This is a genomic window from Marinomonas alcarazii (genome assembly GCF_003208215.1).
GTDB lineage: Bacteria > Pseudomonadota > Gammaproteobacteria > Pseudomonadales > Marinomonadaceae > Marinomonas > Marinomonas alcarazii.
In genome coordinates this window covers 109194-129469 of the sequence record NZ_QKLW01000004.1, presented here as the reverse complement: position 1 = coordinate 129469, position 20276 = coordinate 109194, and the positions used below count along the sequence as shown (strand labels likewise).

Genomic DNA, 20276 nt, shown 5'->3' with positions numbered 1-20276 from the left:
AGGTGGTCTTCTCTATCAAGCAATTTACGATTAAAAAAACGACAGTCAGGCAAACTGAAAGGATAAGGTGTCATTCAGTCTATGACCATGTTTCAAACACAGCTCTAATAAATCGGCTAACTGCTGGTTAAGACGAAACTTCTCGTCTCTGTGCAGCATGGCATCATTTGGATATGGGTACGTTCCACTGTATTGGCGATGTCCATCCGTAATCTCTGCGATACCGACATCATGATACAAACGCACCGTCATAGATAGTGTGGTTTTAAAAAGCAGCTGTTTAGGAATTTCCGGACCAAACTCTAGCGCTATTTCAGAGGTGAAGCGGCTTTCTTTGCCCAAGGTGAGGCGTAAGCGGCTCTCTTGATCGCCGGCACTGTGAATCGAAAAACTCCACGAATCCATCTCTTCATGACCGCGCAGGAGTTTACCTAGTCGGCGATAATTTAATTCACCAAGCATCTGTAAACTCACTAAATCTGGTACATATTGTTTCGATGTTTTCATAGCATTCGTCATTTTATTGCGACGTATTTCCTTTTGAAAATTCTTGTTCTGAGCCCAAAGTCTTTGCCTGTTTTAAAGCAGCAAGCTGATGGCTCATGCGTGTATCTTTATCGTGCCAGTATAGATTAAACCAAGTAAAAAAGTGCTCTCTATCTTTCCCTGCGGCTTGGTATTCTGGCGTTAACATGGTGTCAGGAATGGCCACATCTCGCACCATGACTTTCACTTTACCAATGCGACCGCAGAGCAAATCCCAGCCACTTATATTGTCTTGCTTGTATAAGACATTGATGTCTGTAATAGTTTTTATTTTCTGCGGCATTGTCTGCAATATAAAACTGATGCCTCCCGCCTTTGGCTTTAATAAACAGCGATAAGGCGACGCTTGTTGCCGATGCTTTTTTTCTGAAAAGCGTGTTCCTTCAACAAAACTCATAATGGAGTTTGGGTCTTTAAGCAGTCGCTTACAAGAACGTTTGGTGGTAGCTAGGTCTTTGCCTGCCAACTTGGGATTTTTAGCAATCTGAGCTTTAGTATAACGCTTCATATAAGGAAACCCCATTATGTAGGTGGCGGTTCCCACAAACGGCATCCAGAACAGTGCTTGCTTCATGAACACTCTTGGCAAAGGGCGGCGATCCTTAAGCTGAGCAAAGACCGCAAAGACATCCACCCAAGACTGATGGTTCGCTATGATCAAATGCCAATGATCAAAGTCCTCTTTCATGGTTTCATCAAGCTCCCATTTCACATTTAAAATGTTTTGGAACCACCATTCGCAGGAAGCAAGCCAGTTGTAATACAAGCGATTAGCACATTGCTCTGCAAGGTTCGCGTAGCGCGTGTTTTTCAACAACAATAAAGGTGCAATAAGGTGTACAAGCGAAGCCCAAAACAGCACATTGGCGCACATAAATGCAAAGGAAACGAGGCCGATACAAGGTTCTAGCCAAGTCTTCTTATTTGTTAAACGAGATATTTCTGGCTTCATCTACTTAAGCACACCATCGTTTTATAAGATCATTTTTATTTAATGCAAACCACTGCAATCCCATGATGGTACTGGCGTTTTCCACGTCATTTTTAAGCAAATCAATGGCATCATCAGATGAGATGAGGTGAAGTTTGATGTCTTCATTTTCTTCGTCTAAACCGTGCACCGTTTTCGTATCTACAAGACTCGAATCAAATTCGCCAGCGTACATGCGTAGGTATTCCACCAGACCGCCCGGTGAAGGAACAAACTTAAACATGTATTCAAGACGTTTTACTGTCACACCTGCTTCTTCGAACGCTTCACGGCGTGCGACATCTTCATCGCTTTCACCTTCTTCCACCATGCCGGCCACCAATTCCAGTAGCCAGGGTGACTCGCTGTTCAGTACCGCAGGGCGAAACTGTTCGATTAATAAAATTTTATCGGCCACTGGGTCAAATAAAAGCACACACACGGCATCGTTGCGCACCATCATTTCACGGGTCATTGGCTGGCTCCAGTCACCGTTAAATTTTTTGTGCTTCAACGTCAGCTTACGCATTTCGAAAAAACCTTTATAAAGGCATTCGTCAGCCAAAACCTCGACATCTTTTTTACTGTAAGTCGGTTTAAACTTCATATTATCTCGTCCTAAGCAGAACACTATTTAGTACAGTGTCTGATATGATTAATTCGCAGTTAGGCATGTCGTTATCACACAATTGGAGTGTCATTCATGGAAAACATACGTTGCGCTTGGTGTTTAGGATCTCCCGAATACATTCATTATCACGATACTGAATGGGGAGTGCCTATTTATGATGATCCGTCCCTATTTGAATGTATTGTACTAGAAAGCGCTCAGGCAGGTCTAAGCTGGATTACAATTTTACGTAAACGGGAAGGCTATCGCGCCCTTTTCCATAACTTTGACCCTGTAAAAGTCGCTAAAATGACAGACGCTGATGTCGAGCGATTATTATTAGATGAGCGTATCGTTCGTCATCGCGCTAAGATCGAAGCGACCATTAACAACGCCAAAGCTTTTTTGAAAATCGCTGATGAGTTTGGTTCGTTTAGCCAGTATTACTGGGCATTTAGCGACAACCAAGTCATCGACAACCCTATTGAACATCACACAGATGGTGCTTCTATTACCGACTTATCTAAACGTTTAGCGAAAGATCTGAAAAAGCGCGGCTTTAAATTCCTTGGCCCCACGACTTGCTACGCTTTCATGCAGGCCACCGGCATGGTGAACGACCATATTACGGATTGTATTGCCCGTCGTTCTTAACAAACAGCCCTGACCCCATCCTAACCTTTCCCTTGATAAGGGGAAGGGACCAGATCGCACCTAGCTCCTCCCCCTGCTAAGGGGGAGGCTGGGAGGGGGTGAACTTATCTTTAATGGTAAAAGACATAAATCAAAGTACAAAAAATCAAGCAGTTCCTTGATTTCATTAATGTTTCACCTAAAGTAGTCGATATAGTTAAGAGGCTCTTAGTACAATGGCGAGGCTTCTTGCTCTCCTCAATTCCATTATTTAGTTTGGTATATAACATGTTTGACAACAAAAGCGTTCTTATTACTGGTGGTACAGGCTCTTTTGGCCATCAGTATGTGAAAACTCTATTGGCCAATTACCAACCTAAACGACTCATCATTTATTCACGTGATGAATTGAAACAATACGAGATGCAGCAAGAATTCGATGCGCCTTGCATGCGCTATTTTATTGGCGATGTGCGAGATAAAGACCGTTTAACGCAAGCCATGCGCGATGTGGATTTTGTGATTCATGCGGCGGCACTAAAGCAAGTCCCTGCTGCCGAATACAACCCTATGGAATGCATCAAAACCAACATTCATGGTGCCGAAAATGTGATTGCAGCCGCCATTGCTAATGACGTAGAGAAAGTCATCGCTTTATCTACAGACAAAGCCGCTGCGCCTATCAACCTTTATGGCGCCACCAAACTCGCTTCTGATAAGTTATTTGTCGCTGCCAACAACATGGTTGGCCAAGGCCGCACACGCTTCTCTGTGGTTCGATATGGTAACGTGGTTGGCTCACGGGGCTCGGTTGTGCCTTTTTTCCAAAAGTTGGTTGCTGATGGGGCAGAGTCTATCCCGATTACTCACCCAGACATGACGCGTTTCTGGATCACCTTACCTATGGGTGTGGATTTTGTACTAAAAAACTTCCGTCGCATGCACGGGGGGGAAATATTCGTTCCTAAAATTCCTTCGGTGCGCATCATGGATTTAGCGGCCGCTTATGCGCCTAATATACCAACTAAAGATGTTGGCATACGTCCCGGAGAAAAGCTTCACGAAGTCATGTGCCCAGGCGATGATTCTTTTCATACGTACGAGTTTCAAGATCATTATGTGATTGCGCCAAGCATCAAGTTTTATCAAGATGATATGGATTTTGCGCACAATCGTTTAGGCGAAACGGGCGATTTGGTTGAACCAGGTTATGAGTATCAATCTGGCAGCAATCCACACTTTTTAACAGTAGAAGAGATTTTAACCTTCGATGACGCATGATTTTATTCCTTACGGCCGCCACTCGATTAGCGAAGACGACATTGCGGCCGTCGTAAAATCGCTACGCTCTGATTTTTTAACTCAGGGCCCTTACGTCAGTGACTTCGAACAGGCCATTTGCACAAAAGTCGGTGCTCGTTATGGCGTCGCCGCAAACAGCGCCACATCAGCGTTACATCTGGCCTGCTTGGCATTGGGGGTTGGAGTGGGCGACACGGTTTGGACATCGCCTAACACCTTTATCGCTTCCGCGAATTGCGCACGCTATTGCGGTGCAAACGTCGATTTTGTTGATATCGATCCCCGCACTTACAATCTGTGCGCAAATAAATTGGCTGAAAAGTTAGCCATCGCCAAGGCGAACAACAACTTACCCAAAGTCGTGATTCCAGTGCATTTCGCAGGTCAATCCTGTGATATGCAAACCATTCATGCACTGTCGAAAGAATACGGCTTTCGGATCATAGAAGACGCATCCCATGCTATTGGCGCGAAATACCAAGGCAACTATGTGGGTAACGGGGTTTACAGTGATATCTGTATTTTCAGTTTTCACCCAGTAAAGATCATTACCTCTGGCGAAGGTGGAATGGCGATCACCAACGATGAAACACTTGCCAAGCACATGCGCACTCATGCTCAACAAGGCACAACCAAATCCCCTGATGACTTAACCCAGACGCCAGGAGATTGGTATTACGAGCAACATACGCTGGGCTTCAATTACCGCATGACGGACTTGCAGGCTGCTTTGGGTTTATCTCAGCTGTCTCGTTTAGATGACTTTATCGAACGTCGCCATCAGCAATTTGCCAACTACAAGGCCTTGTTAAAACATTTGCCCGTCACCTTGCCTTATCAAGCAGAAGATAATTATTCGGCCCTGCATTTGTGTCCGATTTTATTACCAGAACATAACAAGTCGGCAAGAAAAGGCGTTTTTGATATTTTACGTCAAGGCGGAATTGGTACTCAGGTGCATTACATTCCGGTGCATACGCAACCTTATTACCAAGCGCTTGGTTTTAAACAAGGCGACTTTCCTATCGCGGAAGACTATTACGCTCGCACTCTGAGTTTGCCGCTTTTTGCCGATCTAACCTATGAGCAACAAGAGCGAGTGGCACTGATTTTAAAACACGCCTTAATTGCTAATCGTGTGATGAGCGCCTAAACAATGACAAAGCACTCTCGTTCGCAAGACAACCCAAAAAATTATCGCGTTGCGGTGATTCCGGCTCGTGGTGGTTCTCAGCGTATTCCAAGAAAAAACATTCGCTTGTTAGATGGCAAACCTTTGATAGGTTATTCTATCGAAACAGCGATTGCTTCTGGGTTATTTGATCGCGTAATTGTGTCCACCGATGACACAGAAATAGCAGAGGTCGCACGTCAATTTGGTGCCGAAACCCCCTTCTTTCGCCCTGCCGATTTAGCCAACCACATGACTGGCACAACCCCCGTCATGCAACACGCGTTACGTTGTTTAATCGATGAAGGCAAAACACCAGATCAAGCTTGCTTAATTTACGCCACTTGTCCGCTACTAACGCCGGATGATTTACAGCAAGGTTTGGCACAGCTTAACGAATTCACAGCCTTTTGTTTTTCCGCCACGACGTTTGCCTTCCCTATCCAGCGGGCGCTTCATATCCAAGAAAATGGCGAGTTAGCGCCAATGTTTCCTGAACACATTGGAAAGCGCTCACAGGATTTAACCGAAGCAATACACGATGCAGGACAATTCTATTGGGCGAGAACTCAAGACTGGTTTGATGAAGAAATATTTGGCCCTAAATCCAAGCCTTTGATGCTACCAAGACATAGAATTCAAGACCTAGACACAGAAGAAGATTGGTTGCGTTTAACGCAAATTATGGCACTTAAAAATAGGAATTAATGGTTTCTGCCACGCGTTTAGCACCATTACCATCAACTAAACTGCGGGCAATTTTGCGGGCATTTTGCTGCCACTCAATGTCCAGCCACAGACGCTTTAACTCTGCAGCGAGCAATTCAACACGCTGCAATCTAATGTCCTCCGCTACGTTATCAAAACGAAGTGAACGACACCAACCAAGTGGAACATGCTGCTCTAAAGAACGTGTTTGATTGTCAGCAACCTGAGCAAATATCGTAGGCACGCCCATACAAGCCAATTCAAACAAAGTGCCACCAGCAGCAGAAATGGCCATCCTTGCTTGTTCCATCAAAGGCGTAACATCCGTTAAACCTTGTGCAAAAGCGATACTATTATCTTGGCAACACGTAATCACTTGGTCGGCATCTTTGGCGTTGGCACCCAATAAAACCTGTATGTTTTTCCTAGGAAAATTAGACGCCAATAAGGTATTTAGAATAGGCAAAGTTAACGCCAGCGGGTCCGTACCACCAAGCGTAATGAGCAGTTGCTCTGGTACCTTGTGATTGTCTTGATGGTGTTGAAAAGCAGGTCTTAATATTGCGTAGCGACTGCCTGTTAATGAAAACTCAACCAACTTGGAATATTCTTGCTGCAAAGGATTGAGCAGCCATTTGGCAGGAAACTCTCCCCTATCATTCATATCATCCAATACTAGGAGATTTTTTTGATGCTGATAGAGCTGGGTAATATCGTCGGCACTGTAGTCATAATGGTCTAAGATGACCAAGTCAGCTTGCTTTGCTAACGATAAAAATTCAACCTTGCTGGCTTTGCCAGGTTGACCTCCGATAAAACAATCTTCAGGGGCTGAAAAGACTTTATAGCGGCAATCCACAACAAACTGACACTGCCAACCTAGTGCTTGAAACGCATGAATCAAGGCTTGGCAGCGAACTCTGTGCCCCATGCCGATTTCGACAGAAGCATCGGCTCGCACCAAGAGTTTCACGCCATCATATCCCAAGCAAGGGGTTGGCCTTTTTGTGCATCGGCTACTAATGTTTTCCCTATTACATCTGGCCAGTGCTTAGGCGCAAGACCAAACGAAGGACGAATGATTTTAAGGTGCTCTTCGGTCAATATGGTGCCAGCAGGTAAATCTGCAGCCACATAAATAGAGCGACGGTATTTCTTCGCTGCTTGTTCGGCATCAGAGCCGCCATATGTCACTGTGCCAAGCGCCGCTTTTGCCGCACGGCAAGCAACAACCAGCGCCTTCATTTCCTCTGGCTCCATAGAAAATTCAGCATCGACACCACCCGCACTACGATCCAACACAAAGTGTTTTTCAATCACGGTGGCGCCCAGCGCTGTTGCCGCTACAGCAGCGCCGATACCTTGAGTATGATCGGACAAGCCAACCGGGCAACCCGTTTTTTCAGCCAAATCCGCCATGGTAACCAAATTAGAGTCTTCAATCTTGGAAGGATAAGTACTGGTACATTTAAGCAATGTGAGTGGGTTATCACCAATGGCTCGAATGGTTGCTACGGCTTCGGCAATTTCTTCTTCGCTCGCCATTCCAGTGGACATAATAATCGGCTTGCCTGTTCGCGCAACAGCTTGAATCAGTGGGATATCGGTCATTTCGAATGAAGCTATTTTATATAAAGGCACATCGATGGATTCTAAAAATGCCACGGCACTCAAATCAAAAGGCGAGCTAAACGCGACTAACCCCAAAGACTCGGCTAACTCAAACAAAGGCTTATGCCATTCCCAAGGCGTTGAGGCCTTTTGGTACAAATCATAAAGATTGGTACCACGCCATAAACTGTCACTTTCAGATACCATGAATTCACCATGACGGACATCTAGTGTCATGGTGTCTGGTGTATAAGTCTGTAGCTTAATAGCGTCCACGCCCGCGTCCGCCGCGGCATGAATCATGGCTTTAGCGAGTTCAAAATCTTGGTCATGGTTGCCAGATAATTCAGCAATAATAAAAGGCGTTTTTTCAAACATGGTTTCGAACATAGTTAACCGTTATAAAAAGTGATTAGATGATCATTGCCTTTATCCACGTATTCAGACGCTTGCTGAAGCATACTAGGCATTTCATCGAGGAACTCACACCAAGGTGTAAACAGATGACGAGCACGAGCAACCGTTTCAGCTTCGTCTTCAAATTTAAATAGGAACTGCACAATCAAGAAGGCCGAATAGGTGAAAGAGCCAATCAATAGATCATGAATATGACGATAAACACTGCCTCTCAAGAAATAAATTTCTCGGTGATATGACCAAAGTAAATTACAGACATCCTCACGCGTTTTTATTGAGTCATCCCAGCCACTTTGTAAAACCTTGCTGATTTTCAAAAAGTCATCCACTGAAAGCAGCTGGTCTGGCGTTTGATGTAAAACCGCTTCAGGAGATTCGGTAAAAAAGGCTTCTTCGAGCAAGTCGATTACGCGTTTTTGGTCGATAACAGGATCGGTAATCAGAACATCGTCGATTGAGAGTGGTGTGACACCTTCTATTTTGGCGCCATCAGACAAATTGAAACTCTCAAAGTTTTTACGCTTATTTAAGTTACGTATCAGAGATTCAAGCTGAACTCTCGATGTATCCATTATGCCTGTCGCATAAATTGTCCCACCGAAGTTGCCCTCACGCTCCACCAGCTTCGCTTCCTGGAAGGTTTGAAACCCAGTTTCTTTGCCGTCTTTATAGTAACCACTGTGTACAGAATGGTGAGTATTCTTATCCTTGAAGCCATTATCAACCCCCATAAAGTACACATTATTAAAACCAAATAAATGCACATAAGATAAAGCCAAATTGGCCACAACAGGGTTACAGAAATTCAGCTGTACATAGTTCTTGTCATCGCCATTAGCGCGAGCATGAGAAAGGATAAGAGAAGTGATTGCCTCGCCAGGCTTCATTCCCATCCCAGAACGATCAAAATAATCAAAATACTCTGGGTGCATGACATCAACACTGAGTCCCCAAATTCCTTTTAAGTACTCTTTATCTAAAAACAGAAATTTATCAACCGTCTGCTTCATTCTTTCAATGTCTACATGTATATCAGGCGTAATACCAAGCTTACTTAAGGTATTAATAGTAGAGCCACATGAAATCAATAACACTTGATCACGAATCTCTTTGATCAGCTCAATACCTTGATCCAGCGACGGGCCATTACCAAGGATAAACACAGGAACATTGGTAACCCATTTAGGCAGTACATCACGTCCTTGAAAATGGGCGACTTTTGTTTTCGGTAAGGATCTTAACCCTTGCGCGATACCAATTAAGGCATCATCAAAGAACCCCCAGCCCATCACTTGGCGTGCATAATGCTTCTTAAAGTAATCAAATACTTTATTATTTTCAGGGCTAGAATACCCCATAAAAAGATAGGTTTCAGGCGCCAAAAAGTAGCCATTCTCTTGCAGCTGAAGCAGATAAGTATCTGTAAATTCGTCCGGCTGAATACCCAAAAAGAAATGTACAGTACGACCATCTTTATTAAAGGTATCTAGGATCTTCTCCCAGTCTATTGCGAATAAAGAGTAGTGAAAAAAGTCTAAGTCACTTTCATAGAGGTAAAGGTGTTTAATTTCCCTTTGCTGTAACAATAGCTCAAGCTGATAGCCAAACTCTATTCCGAAAACAATGGCAGCCCCCACAAACTGAGGCCACTCTTTTTGTTCTTTTAGCCCTTCTGATTGGACCTTCACTTCGTCAAGAATCTTGTTGCTATAGAATACATGACGGCTGTCGTTGTTAAGAGAGCGCTCTAAATTAAGCAGTGTTTTCGTGGGATGAGCAAAAGCATGATTAATTTTTTCTTGCGCTTGAGTTCGAGGATTTGTCGAAAATAGAGGAAACCCTATGTCTTCCCTAAAAATATTTAGGTCCCCTGACTCTTCCATGTAGATAAAGCGCTTCTTGGGAACATAGCCTTGTAATTCTTCATATATATGAGGCATTACCTGTGAAAAAACAGTCATATTTTTCACATAGCGCTCAGTCAACTCTTGATCGTTTTCTTTTAGCCTTCCTGCGCCTGCTTTAAAAGATTCAAGAAATGCTTCCGCATGCTCAAGGTTAGAAAAAGGATCGTTATTCTGCATGCTTTACGCCTTTGTATTTACTCACACTCTTGCGAGCTTTTATCGACTGATAAAGTTGATTTTGTACCGTTTGATGAGTTTGTTTTACCAACAGAGTGGCTGATTGATGAATATCAATAAAGGATTTTAATTGCTGATTAGCTGAAGTGTTTTTTTTTTCAGGTTGAATAGAAAAAATAAAATCACTGTTTTCGGAGCACAAGCGTTGAATTTCATCAATATTTTCCGATAACACAGCTTGCTCTAAGTCTTCAGTTAACTTGGTCAGCCGAGACAGGTCAAGCATTCACAGCCCCAGCTCGGACTTCACTTTCACGGTTATAGGCTTCTTGCTTATCCGCTTCTGATATCTGATCCCAAGCCCCTTTAATCTGTAGTAGAAGGGCAATAACTTGATCTATAACAGCAATATCTTTAGACACACTGGCTTCGTTGATTCGCACCGTCATGTAGTCATATAAACCCTCTAAATTATCGACTAATTCAGGGTTCGCATCTCTATCTAACGCATCTCTTAAAGCGTTAATAATTTCTATCGCTCGAGTAAATGCAGCCGCTTTGCCAGCCCAGTCAGCTCGTTCAATACAGCCCTTACCCAAAGCCAACCTTTCGATTGCCCCTTGCAGTAGAAGCTGAATAACTCGATGAGGATCTGCCGAGGCTAAATCGGATTTAATCGAGTCCTTTTTATAGGCCTGAATCCCTTTTTTCCCGTACATAAAGCAACCTCAATAAATTTACTAATTTGGTTCAAACAAAAATTATAGCTGGTTTAACATCGAATTCAGATAATCACCTTGCGCATTCATATTGGCAAGCTGTGTATCTAAATTCGTGAATTTACTGCGTAAAGACGCCTCATATTTGGCCATACGGTCTTCATAGTCAGAAAGAGACTCTTCCGTACTGCCAATAGATTTTGTAACAGAGTCCTTCAGGGTATTATTCATTCCCCTTGGGCCTGCGTAACTTTCTAATAATGAATCAAGTGAGGTTGCTAAGCCATTTTTACCCGTAAACAATGACGCTACGGCATCAAAGTTCGTTTCGGCGGCTCTATTAAACTTATCACTATCATAGGCTAACGTTCCGTTGTCCTGGAACTCTACCCCAACGTCAAAAATGGAGGTAAAAGGACTGCCTGGCTCAGCGTAATTAGACATTAAATTAGTCGCCAAAGATGAGCTTAAGTTCCGTATCATACTGTTTCCATTCAGAACGGCACCCTTTGCTGTATTTTGTTTAAATACACTAATGAGCTCATTATAAGAGCTAACAAAACCCTGAATGGTATTCTCAACTTCTTCTTTATTATAACTAACTTCTACTTTTTTAGGCTCTGGTGAGACGTCCAACGCTTTGATTTCTAAACCTGCAATCGCACTATCAAAATCGTTCGTTTCACTGCGCACTTTAATGCCGTCGACAGTGATCATGGCGTCTTGCGCTTCACCGCCCGCAGGCACACTTAAACCAGGAAAAAAGCCACCAAGACCAACACTGTCTAATGTTAGGTTACTACTATCAATTTTTAAGGTGTTACCGGCGCCGGTTTTTGTAGACGTTATCGTGAAAAACATATGTCCATCGCCATCATCCACCAAGTTGGCAGATACACCAAAGTCTTTGCCTTCAGCATTTATTTGTTCGCGAAGCTGGGACAAGGTTGTGTCTGGCTTTACATCTAAGACAAGCTTTTGATCGCCCGCTGTTAGTTTAAGCTCTCCCCCTGAAGAGGTTACTTTCTCATCTCGGGAAGTAAATGATGTGATATCAGAAACAAGACGACTTCCTTTTGCTAACTGGTCAACTTGAATAGAATATTTATCGGTGGAAGCGGTTTTGTCTGCAACAACAGAAAATGATGGTTTGCCATCTGCGTCTTCGATGGTTGCATTACGACCTGAAAAAAGGTCAGCATTATTCAAAGTGCTTACAAATGTTTTGAAATTATCAATTGCGGAGCCAACTGAACCGAGAGCAGAAAGCTCTGCTTCATACCCAGCGAGTTTGTCTTGATACAATTTTACTTTTGTATCTCTTCTTGCGCTCACCATATCACTTACTAGGGATTCCAGATCTAATCCAGATCCAGCACCTAATGAGCCAATAGCCATAGCAACTCCCCAAGTTTAAAACATAACATTTATAACAAAATCACACTTCACTATTCACTAATGTTCCTTTTACGTCACTTAGCTGATTCATGATAGCATCAATTCTTTCTGACATCTTCAGGAACTCTTCTGTGGGCATTTGACGCACCACATCACCTGTCGTTTGGTCTAACACTTTCACAATATTATTTTTGCGATCTTCGGTCATTTCAAACGATAACTGAACATTTAATTGAGACATTTTAATGTTCGCGTTCTCAATCTGCTTTGGCTCAACACGAGGAGAATTTGCTGCCCCTTGGCTGTTACCACTATTAGCACCAGTTTTATTACTATCGGCTGAACCCTGTATTACTTTAGCATTTGCTTCACGTAATGCTCTAAATTGCTCATCCGCTCGCTGGTCTTGCCTAGTTGTAACCACTCCCATTGGCTGCTTTGAAAAATCACTGGAATTAATTGACATATCATCAACCCTCTAAACGAAACAAAAGCTGGAACAAAGCCCCAGCTTTTCGTTAAACCTAATAATTTTAGCCCAAAAGAGACAAAGCAGTTTGTGGACGTTGGTTCGCTTGAGCCAATATAGATGAACTTGCTTGCTGTAGAATCTGAGCACTTGTTAGTTTAGCAGTTTCTTCAGCGAAGTCAGCATCACGTACACGAGAACGAGCGGCTGATACGTTTTCTTGGATATTACTTAGGTTACTGATACTAGAACCTAGACGGTTTTGAATCGCACCCAATTCTGCACGCTTAGAACCTACAGCAGAAATCATATTATCCAAAATAGAGATCATGCTTTGTGCGTTTTGGATAGAAGTAACCGATGGCGTACCAAAGCCTTCTTCTGGATTACCAAAACTACTAGAACGACTTGCTGGTGGCTGAGGCACAGCTGGTGCATTCGGATCTACATAAACTTCACCACGCTCTTCAGCAGCAGCGATCGCTTCTAACTCTGGATCCTCATACTCATCACCGTTAGCTTCAGCTTCTGCTCTCGCTTGTGCTTTTGCTGCATCTTTTTGTACAAAGTAATCGTTATAAGCAGCCACTTCTTCTTGGTACTTCGCTTCAGCAGCCGCATTAGAAGATAGACCAGCCATAGTGAAACCACCATTGCCTGCGTAATCTTGGTTTTCACCTTTACTCAAATCAAAGCTAATTGTTTGGTTTGCGTCTGCACCAACTTGGTAAACACCATCATAAGTACCATCAAGCAAGCTACGACCACCGAAAGTGGTATCAGAAGCGATACGGTCAATCTCTGTAGATAGAGCCGTGATCTCTTGCTGTAGTGCTTTACGGTCTGCATCAGAGTTAGACCCGTTTGCAGACTGAATAGACAGAGTACGCATACGCTGCAGCATGTTTGTCGTTTCATCCAACGCACCCTCAGCAGTTTGAGCTACAGAGATACCGTCATTGGCGTTACGCACTGCCTGATTCAAACCATTAACCTGAGATGTTAATCGGTTAGAAACCTGCAAACCTGCGGCATCATCTGCTGCACTATTGATACGCAAACCAGAAGATAAACGCTGAAAAGACGTATCCAAAGTTTTGCTTGAGTTCATCAACTGACGCTGTGCGCTTAAAGATGAAGTATTCGTATTAACGTATAAAGCCATTATAGCCTCCTAGGTTTCATTAAACTCCGCAAAAAAGCAGATCGTATAAGGTTTTCGACAAGAAATTGAAAACCTTTAGTCAATTTCGGAATATTTTTTCCTTAAGGTGGAAAAAAACGTCCCATAAAGCGGCAAATTAATGCCTAACTAATTGTTTTAACTGGATTAAAAAACAATTAAATTTTTTTACGTTTTTTTCTAAAGCACGTACTTTCCGAGCAAAACGGCTCCGAAATACCACTTCAAACGCCCTAAAACCCCCGCTAATGACAAAATACTGACATTCGACAGAAGAATTACCCGATCACATGTACATATTGTTCAAGCCGTGTATTGCTAATTGAGCAAAATGCGAGTTTTTCGTTGCCGTATTCCATTGCCATAATGCGGCTCAACACAGCCACAAGCGGAGAATGCTTGCCACCGCAAATAGGCAGCAATATTCCTACGACACAAATCGCAAAAAGCAACATAGGCGGTGCCTTTCTCGCACTCACATACCCATTAAAATCAGCTCATAACGGTGCAGCCAAACAGTCCATTTTTTCAATCACACACCCAGGCAAGTCCATTCAACGCAACAGCCCCAGCAATATTTTTTTATTGCCGCCTCTTTCAATACAAAAAACGCTCTTTATTCGACTCAAACCCTTCTTAGGTGCAATACAAACCTGCTGGTCACGCCACAAAATCGGGACGCAACTGTGCCATTAGAAAACGGACGTCTCTTTTCAACAGGCGCACACAAAAACAGGCAAAGCCAGATGCGATAAAGCCTAAAATGTTGATCACTAAGAACAGCAACACCCTCAAATACGCTCACCTCAAAAAAAATTCGATATCATAAAATCCCAGCAAGGCTTCGTTATTAAGCCATTTTCAATCTATAAAGCTCTGTCGAATCAACTCAGCCGATACTCCTAGGCACTAAAGACCTCGATACCTCGTTTGAGCCATAATTCAGGCGCAACTGTGCCAGCAAACAACCAATTGTTTTTCGCCATGCACGAGCAAACAAAACCAATACACATCAGCCCAAAACGATTGCGATCAAAAGCACTCATCAAACAACACTTCCACCAACCAGAGGCATACAGAACAAATCGCTTACCCTGCCCTTTAAAATCGAGACGCAATTGTGGCGTTTAAAACAGTGCTTCAACTTACCGTTCGCCCACAGACAAACCCGAAATGGCAGCGCCAAATATCCGACATCCGAACCCCTTACCTATCAAGTAAAGTGACCATTACTTTCAACACATAAAAAAAGCCAAAGCATCCAACCTCTCTTGCCAATCAATCTCTTGTCGGCACGACCAATCCGTGTGCTTCTATCTAATGAAAAAATACATCGAATAACTTGCATGACTCACATGTAACGCCTCTCATCAGCAGGCAAGACACAGCTATGCCAGAACAAATTAATCCCCCTTACAGACAAGCGGGACTCATTCATTTTTTTCACGCGCACAGCCATATCGCATTGCATCAGCCCTTAAGACTTTCGCCATAAAAAAACAGGCACATCTCATCACCTAAAAGCGATTCAACTCATGAACAAAATCACTACCTTCAAAACAACACCCTATTGTTAAAAACAAACAAATTCTCGATAGCCCATATAGCAATAGCCTGGTACGACCAGTTACTTAGAAGCCCATCTCACAGCTGCTCTCTGGTAAGAAGAAACAAAACATGTCCCTTCTAATGCCAAAAAACACCTATGGCATAAGCCTAGAACCCTCTCCAAAACCCGAAAAATGCTATAAATCAGCACTATTTAGGCAAAAAAAAGCCGGGTGAAAATTCACCCGGCTGAAAAGGCACCTCTAGGAGAGAGAAGTAGCCTATATTCCGAGAAGATCTCGAATTTTTTCCAACTGAAGCCGCTTTTTTATGCGAACTTCAACCATGTTAAACCACTTAAGATCCTAGTAACTGCAATGCAGCTTGAGGTCTTTGATTCGCTTGAGCAAGGATCGTCGAGCTCGCCTGCTGAATAATTTGAGAACTAGTCAATGAAGCCGTTTCAGCAGCATAATCTGCGTCTCTTACGCGAGATCGAGCAGCCGATACGTTCTCAGAAATACTAGACAAGTTATTCACAGTTGAACTAAAACGGTTCTGCACAGCACCTAACTCAGCTCGTTTAGAGTCAACCGCTTGGATCATGGTATCCAGCATTGAAATCATACTTTGTGAATTCTTAATATCTGTAATGGACACCGTCTCAGCTGTAATTAATGGCTTGCCATATTTTTTCTCTGGCTCGACATAAGTGCCATCTGGCTGAGTAATACCCCCATCTGGGTGATTAATTGTCCCATCTGGGTGAACCATAGATCCGTCCGGCTGCATAACGCGCCCATCAGGATAAGAAATACTGCCGTCCAGACCTGTCGTTGTTCCATCCGCATTCAAAATTGTTCCATCTTCGTTAACAACGTCTTCTCTGATGGAGCCATCTTCATTGATAGGTGTGCCATTTTCATCAATCAACACCCCATTTTCATTAATAGGGCGGTCTTCTTCATCAATAAGAACACCGTTCTCATTGACTCGTAGCCCGTCTTCATTGATCAACTCACCTTCTTCATTAATTAGATGTCCCTGTTCATTAACAGCGTCACCATATTGGTTAACAAAACCACCTTCTTCAGTCGCAATAACCTGAATTGGCTCTTCTTCTGGCTCAATATAAGGAACCCCTGAAGTCAAACCAGAAATAGTAAAGCCACCGTTACCAGCCAAGTTGATGGAATTATTGATGCCACCATATTCCATTGAAAAACTGATCGTCTGATTAGCATCCGCACCTACTTGGAAAATACCTTGGTAAGAACCATCAAGAAGGTTTCGACCACCAAAAGTGGTAATTTCAGCAATTCGGTTAATTTCTTGTGCCAATTGCCCCATTTCTTGTTGTAGGGCAATACGGTCTTCGTCAGCATTCGAGCCGTTTGCAGACTGAATAGACAAAGTACGCATACGTTGAAGCATGCTTGTTGTTTCTTCCAAAGCACCTTCAGCAGTTTGAGCCAATGAAATGCCATCGTTAGCATTTCGAACAGACTGGTTCAAACCATTAATCTGTGATGTCAAACGGTTAGATATTTGAAGACCCGCAGCGTCATCACCCGCACTGTTAATACGAAGGCCAGATGACAATCTTTGAAACGCTGTATCGAGTACTTTACCGCTACTTGTAAGCTGACGCTGGGCGTTCAGCGAGGACACATTTGTGTTTACATATAAAGCCATTTTCTTCTCTCCTAAGAATATTTAAAATCAAGACAACCCTCTGATTTAATTAGTTTTTTGGGGTTTTTGTCTCTTAATAAGGTTATCGACACAGATAAGATAACCTTTAATTGTTTTTGCACTTTTTTTAGTTTTTATTTAATTTTTATTCTTAGTTATTAAGCGCTAGAACGGTTATCGAACAGAGCCCCAAGAACTTTAGAATAAAAGTAAAAATATCGTGAAAAACATGGAGATTAGGTGAAAAAAACGCACATCAGCTTACAGAGGTCTCACTCTGTAAGCTGACAGGGGGGGATACTAAAAGGAAAAAATTAGAAGGAGGGAGAGTTCATTACAATGTATTAAGAAAGGTGATTGATGAATTGCAGTCCGAATTCTTGCGGATCAACGTCTTTTTCAATCTTCACCTCTGTTCTTAGATTCGCAACCTTATTCAGCTCAATATCTGAAGCCTCAATAAACGCTTTGTTTGTGACACTGTACACCTGACGCACCAAAGAAGGCTGAAATGATTTATTCAGTGTCAGAACAAACCCAACCCTTCCATTAGAAAGCGCGACACAAGAACCAACAGGAATAGAGCCAATACTATTTAAAAACACAGACAGTAATTTTTTATCAAACGCCAAACCGGACTCTTTCTGCATTTGCCGATACGCCTTAATAGGCCCCATTGAAGGCTTATGCGGCTGCTCTGAAGTCATTGCATCATAAGCATCAATTATTGCGGCAATTTTCCCATACACAGATATTTCCTGATCTTGCTTACCTGCAGGATAGCCAGAACCATCTATTTTTTCATGGTGATCAGCTAGCATTTGATAAACAGCCTTCGGCACACCTTCACACTTTTGCAAAATCTGCTCTCCGAACTGTATGTGCTTACGAAATAAATCAAACTCCCCTTCCGTCATTTTGGTGGTTTTTGTCACCATCGCCATCGGTAATTTAAAACGCCCTAAGTCAAACAACAGGGCACCAAGCGAGATAACTTCAATGTAGGCATACGATAGCTTTAGCGCTTTCGCAAAGTGAATAGCCAACACTGCCATTCCCATTGCATGCTGTTCTAGATAGGCTGAGGGATCTTTAATATGACGTATGGCCATGAGAGAAAAGTTATTACGGGTATGAGACTCAATTAATCGACGGCAAAACTTCATCATCTCAAGCATTTCAAGCTGCTCACCACGCTTAAAGCGCTCCACTTGAGCTGATAATAAGATATGACCATCCTGAAATATTTTGAGTGCTGTTAATGTTTCATCATCAAATGAAGTGGGAATTAACTTATGGTCGACAACACTCTTTTTAGCCATTCCCGTTTTCTTAACTTGCTGCTCTGGAGCAACAACGGTCTCGGAGGTTATGTCGACGTTTTTGGTTTTATCCTGGGCTGACTTATAGCTCAGAATATACTCTCTTGTATGATCATTTAGCTCTTGCCTGAAATAACGAAACAGACTTTTGCCACGTGCATACTTACTACGCAACTCTTTGGTATTTAGGTCAGGGTTGAGTTTTCTAAGACTTCTGACAGAGCGACCGGTAGCAATGGACATGCACAATATGAGAAATCTCTCCTGTGCGTCATACAGTCGCTCACGCCGAGTATTTAAAAGCTTGTCATCCGAGAAGTAAGGATCATAAGGCAGAAATTCAGAGTCCAGAGTTGAACGCAATACATCAAAAGCAATCTGACGCATAGCAATGATGACAATACGGTCTTTTTTGCCATGCATCCCAATCAGACTTTTAACACGTTTACTACCAACAACTTTGTCCTTAATTTTTAGGATAGTGAGTATTTCAGTAATATTAAAATACCCGACATTAATATCAGCCCCAAAACAGGACTCCATTTTAAATGCTGACATTGTTTACCCTACATCCTAAAAAGTTACATTTGGTTAAATAAAGACAAATTACTCATGCGAGAAAAGACCTTCTGCGAAGCATTAAGTGCAGACTCTTTCATAGACAGTTCGGTAGCAGCTGCCCCCATATCCAATTCACCTTCTCTACTTTGAGCAATCGTATTAGACAACTGGTTGGCCGAGCTATAATCCTCTCTATCTTCAATCATATTCAGCCTTGCACCAATTTCAGAACGCCCTTCACCAATTCGTTGCTGAGCATTATTAATGCTGTAGGTAGCACTGAAAAATGCAGCCTCCCTATCACTGTAGGTGCTATTTTTATCAGTCAAAACAGCTAAAGAGTCTTTTATCTGGTTAAGTACGTTATCTTTTTCTGGCTTTTTAAGAGAGATATCAATAGAAGCTCCTGGCTCCCCCTCAACAATAAAAGACATCCCAGCAAACGCGATCGGCTTACCCACACGATACTCACCAGATTCAATGACCTCCCCATCACTGTTTGTAATTGCATATTGGGCAGGCATACCTGTAAACAGGTGATAATTATCCAACGCCTCTTCCGACTTTCCATCCTTCCCATCAGATACCTGAGTATCTACAGGTTTTTGATCTTCAGCGTAAGAAGTAGTCAAATAATAGCGATTTACTTGCGCATTTTCAGGATCATAATTTTTCGCCATAAAAGCATCAAGATCAGCCTGATCCTGAACTTTAGAGCTTAATCGTACATTACCCTCAGTGATTTTGGCGTTAAAAGATCGATTCGTCCAAATATCCTGAAAAAGCACTTTCCCTGAATTAGTCACAGGAATTTTAATGTCTTCTGAAATCTGGGCAAATTTCTGCCCTTCGTTACCGGACCAATGGTAACGCCCATCACTCCCCAATCTAAAGGCTGGGCTTTGAGAGTCAGTACCAGCAAATATATAACTTCCATCGGCGCTCTTGGAATTCATTAGATCGGCCATTGACTCTGTAATTAATGAGATTTCATGGGCAATCGCATTAATATCTGCTTGAGTATTAATGTCATTCTGAGCTTGGATAAACAGCGTTCTGGCAGTATCTAAAAAATCATTCAAACTGTCCAAAGCCACTTCTTGGTATTCCAAGTTCCCTTTGGCCATTTTCATCGCTTCATCATATTGTTTTAGCGTTCGATTATTGCCGTCATACAGCAAAATCTGACTGGCTCCAACCGGGTCATCACTTGGCTTTAAGATATTCGTTTGCGATGATATTTTGCCTTGAACATCTAAGATTTTTTCATTCGCCTGACTAATAGATCGGTTTGCTTGACCGTAAATTAAGTTATTCGTTACACGCATA

At 42.7% G+C, this 20276-nt stretch carries 18 protein-coding genes and 2 pseudogenes; 4 read left to right on the top strand and 16 right to left on the bottom strand.

The features are described from left to right. Positions 1–45: 45 nt before the first annotated feature. The 3 genes from DFP75_RS10435 to DFP75_RS10425 are packed head-to-tail and all read right to left on the bottom strand — an operon-like array spanning position 46 to position 2123. On the bottom strand, positions 46–507 hold the full coding sequence (locus DFP75_RS10435) for a DUF1249 domain-containing protein (protein WP_245927032.1): 462 nt from the start codon (positions 505–507) through the stop codon (positions 46–48). A 13-nt stretch (positions 508–520) separates the two neighbouring features. Continuing rightward, positions 521–1498 carry an acetyltransferase gene (locus tag DFP75_RS10430; RefSeq protein WP_110575349.1) on the bottom strand — a complete coding sequence of 326 codons (978 nt, stop codon included), beginning with the start codon at positions 1496–1498 and terminating at the stop codon, positions 521–523. Positions 1499–1502: 4 nt separating this feature from the next. Next, positions 1503–2123 (bottom strand): NUDIX domain-containing protein, encoded by a 621-nt coding sequence (locus DFP75_RS10425; RefSeq protein WP_110575347.1) that lies wholly within the window; start codon positions 2121–2123, stop codon positions 1503–1505. 96 nt (positions 2124–2219) lie between these two features. Here DFP75_RS10425 and DFP75_RS10420 point away from each other — a divergent pair, with 96 nt between their 5' ends. The 4 genes from DFP75_RS10420 to pseF all read left to right on the top strand — a co-directional run bounded on the left by DFP75_RS10420 (position 2220) and on the right by pseF (position 5940). Then, positions 2220–2780, top strand: a complete 561-nt coding sequence (locus DFP75_RS10420) for a DNA-3-methyladenine glycosylase I (RefSeq protein WP_110575345.1) — start codon at positions 2220–2222, stop codon at positions 2778–2780. Positions 2781–3047: 267 nt separating this feature from the next. Next, positions 3048–4040, top strand: coding sequence for a UDP-N-acetylglucosamine 4,6-dehydratase (inverting) (gene pseB, locus DFP75_RS10415; protein WP_110575343.1), 993 nt, complete (start codon positions 3048–3050; stop codon positions 4038–4040). Continuing rightward, a complete protein-coding gene (gene pseC, locus DFP75_RS10410) occupies positions 4030–5214 on the top strand; it encodes a UDP-4-amino-4,6-dideoxy-N-acetyl-beta-L-altrosamine transaminase (RefSeq protein WP_110575342.1) in 1185 nt (394 codons plus the stop codon). Before pseB ends, pseC begins: the two co-directional genes overlap by 11 nt. A gap of 3 nt (positions 5215–5217) precedes the next feature. Then, entirely contained in the window at positions 5218–5940 is a 723-nt protein-coding gene (pseF, locus tag DFP75_RS10405) for a pseudaminic acid cytidylyltransferase (protein WP_110575340.1), read from the top strand. On the opposite strand, the gene pseG is transcribed toward pseF, so the two are convergent. The 13 genes and pseudogenes from pseG to flgL form a co-directional block, all read right to left on the bottom strand. Beyond that, positions 5924–6913 (bottom strand): UDP-2,4-diacetamido-2,4,6-trideoxy-beta-L-altropyranose hydrolase, encoded by a 990-nt coding sequence (gene pseG / locus DFP75_RS10400; protein WP_110575338.1) that lies wholly within the window; start codon positions 6911–6913, stop codon positions 5924–5926. The genes pseF and pseG overlap by 17 nt on opposite strands. Beyond that, on the bottom strand, positions 6910–7941 hold the full coding sequence (gene pseI, locus DFP75_RS10395) for a pseudaminic acid synthase (protein ID WP_110575336.1): 1032 nt from the start codon (positions 7939–7941) through the stop codon (positions 6910–6912). The genes pseG and pseI overlap by 4 nt, the downstream gene beginning before the upstream one ends. Before the next feature lie 2 nt (positions 7942–7943). After that, entirely contained in the window at positions 7944–10052 is a 2109-nt protein-coding gene (locus tag DFP75_RS10390; RefSeq protein ID WP_110575334.1) for a motility associated factor glycosyltransferase family protein, read from the bottom strand. Then, positions 10042–10338: a hypothetical protein gene (locus DFP75_RS10385; protein ID WP_110575332.1), complete on the bottom strand. Its 297-nt coding sequence runs from the start codon at positions 10336–10338 to the stop codon at positions 10042–10044. Before DFP75_RS10385 ends, DFP75_RS10390 begins: the two co-directional genes overlap by 11 nt. Next, entirely contained in the window at positions 10331–10771 is a 441-nt protein-coding gene (gene fliS / locus DFP75_RS10380; RefSeq protein WP_110575330.1) for a flagellar export chaperone FliS, read from the bottom strand. The genes DFP75_RS10385 and fliS overlap by 8 nt, the downstream gene beginning before the upstream one ends. Before the next feature lie 42 nt (positions 10772–10813). Continuing rightward, on the bottom strand, positions 10814–12169 hold the full coding sequence (gene fliD / locus DFP75_RS10375) for a flagellar filament capping protein FliD (RefSeq protein WP_110575328.1): 1356 nt from the start codon (positions 12167–12169) through the stop codon (positions 10814–10816). A 40-nt stretch (positions 12170–12209) separates the two neighbouring features. After that, entirely contained in the window at positions 12210–12635 is a 426-nt protein-coding gene (locus tag DFP75_RS10370) for a flagellar protein FlaG (RefSeq protein WP_110575326.1), read from the bottom strand. A gap of 67 nt (positions 12636–12702) precedes the next feature. After that, the gene (locus tag DFP75_RS18740) at positions 12703–13803 is read right to left on the bottom strand and encodes a flagellin N-terminal helical domain-containing protein (RefSeq protein WP_110575324.1); all 1101 of its coding nucleotides are present in this window, start codon (positions 13801–13803) and stop codon (positions 12703–12705) included. Between the two features lie 296 nt (positions 13804–14099). Next, positions 14100–14276: a hypothetical protein gene (locus DFP75_RS18425; protein WP_181417021.1), complete on the bottom strand. Its 177-nt coding sequence runs from the start codon at positions 14274–14276 to the stop codon at positions 14100–14102. Between the two features lie 1450 nt (positions 14277–15726). After that, positions 15727–15984 (bottom strand): annotated as a pseudogene (locus DFP75_RS18605) (flagellin); the annotation flags it as partial. Between the two features lie 599 nt (positions 15985–16583). Further along, positions 16584–17064: pseudogene (locus DFP75_RS18515) on the bottom strand (flagellin N-terminal helical domain-containing protein); the annotation flags it as partial. A gap of 344 nt (positions 17065–17408) precedes the next feature. Next, positions 17409–18944, bottom strand: a complete 1536-nt coding sequence (locus DFP75_RS10355; RefSeq protein ID WP_110575320.1) for an HD-GYP domain-containing protein — start codon at positions 18942–18944, stop codon at positions 17409–17411. Between the two features lie 23 nt (positions 18945–18967). Then, positions 18968–20275, bottom strand: a complete 1308-nt coding sequence (gene flgL / locus DFP75_RS10350; RefSeq protein ID WP_110575318.1) for a flagellar hook-associated protein FlgL — start codon at positions 20273–20275, stop codon at positions 18968–18970. Between the last annotated feature and the right edge of the window lies 1 nt (position 20276).

Coding starts and splice junctions, on each gene's coding strand:
- fliD (WP_110575328.1), bottom strand. CDS start 12,169: ATGGCTATTGGCTCATTAGGTGCTGGATCTGGATTAGATCTGGAATCC.
- fliS (WP_110575330.1), bottom strand. CDS start 10,771: ATGTACGGGAAAAAAGGGATTCAGGCCTATAAAAAGGACTCGATTAAA.
- pseB (WP_110575343.1), top strand. CDS start 3,048: ATGTTTGACAACAAAAGCGTTCTTATTACTGGTGGTACAGGCTCTTTT.
- DFP75_RS18740 (WP_110575324.1), bottom strand. CDS start 13,803: ATGGCTTTATACGTTAATACGAATACTTCATCTTTAAGCGCACAGCGT.
- pseF (WP_110575340.1), top strand. CDS start 5,218: ATGACAAAGCACTCTCGTTCGCAAGACAACCCAAAAAATTATCGCGTT.
- DFP75_RS10420 (WP_110575345.1), top strand. CDS start 2,220: ATGGAAAACATACGTTGCGCTTGGTGTTTAGGATCTCCCGAATACATT.
- DFP75_RS10370 (WP_110575326.1), bottom strand. CDS start 12,635: ATGTCAATTAATTCCAGTGATTTTTCAAAGCAGCCAATGGGAGTGGTT.
- DFP75_RS10430 (WP_110575349.1), bottom strand. CDS start 1,498: ATGAAGCCAGAAATATCTCGTTTAACAAATAAGAAGACTTGGCTAGAA.
- DFP75_RS10390 (WP_110575334.1), bottom strand. CDS start 10,052: ATGCAGAATAACGATCCTTTTTCTAACCTTGAGCATGCGGAAGCATTT.
- DFP75_RS18425 (WP_181417021.1), bottom strand. CDS start 14,276: ATGTTGCTTTTTGCGATTTGTGTCGTAGGAATATTGCTGCCTATTTGC.
- flgL (WP_110575318.1), bottom strand. CDS start 20,275: ATGCGTGTAACGAATAACTTAATTTACGGTCAAGCAAACCGATCTATT.
- DFP75_RS10385 (WP_110575332.1), bottom strand. CDS start 10,338: ATGCTTGACCTGTCTCGGCTGACCAAGTTAACTGAAGACTTAGAGCAA.
- DFP75_RS10355 (WP_110575320.1), bottom strand. CDS start 18,944: ATGTCAGCATTTAAAATGGAGTCCTGTTTTGGGGCTGATATTAATGTC.
- DFP75_RS10425 (WP_110575347.1), bottom strand. CDS start 2,123: ATGAAGTTTAAACCGACTTACAGTAAAAAAGATGTCGAGGTTTTGGCT.
- DFP75_RS10435 (WP_245927032.1), bottom strand. CDS start 507: ATGAAAACATCGAAACAATATGTACCAGATTTAGTGAGTTTACAGATG.
- pseC (WP_110575342.1), top strand. CDS start 4,030: ATGACGCATGATTTTATTCCTTACGGCCGCCACTCGATTAGCGAAGAC.
- pseI (WP_110575336.1), bottom strand. CDS start 7,941: ATGTTCGAAACCATGTTTGAAAAAACGCCTTTTATTATTGCTGAATTA.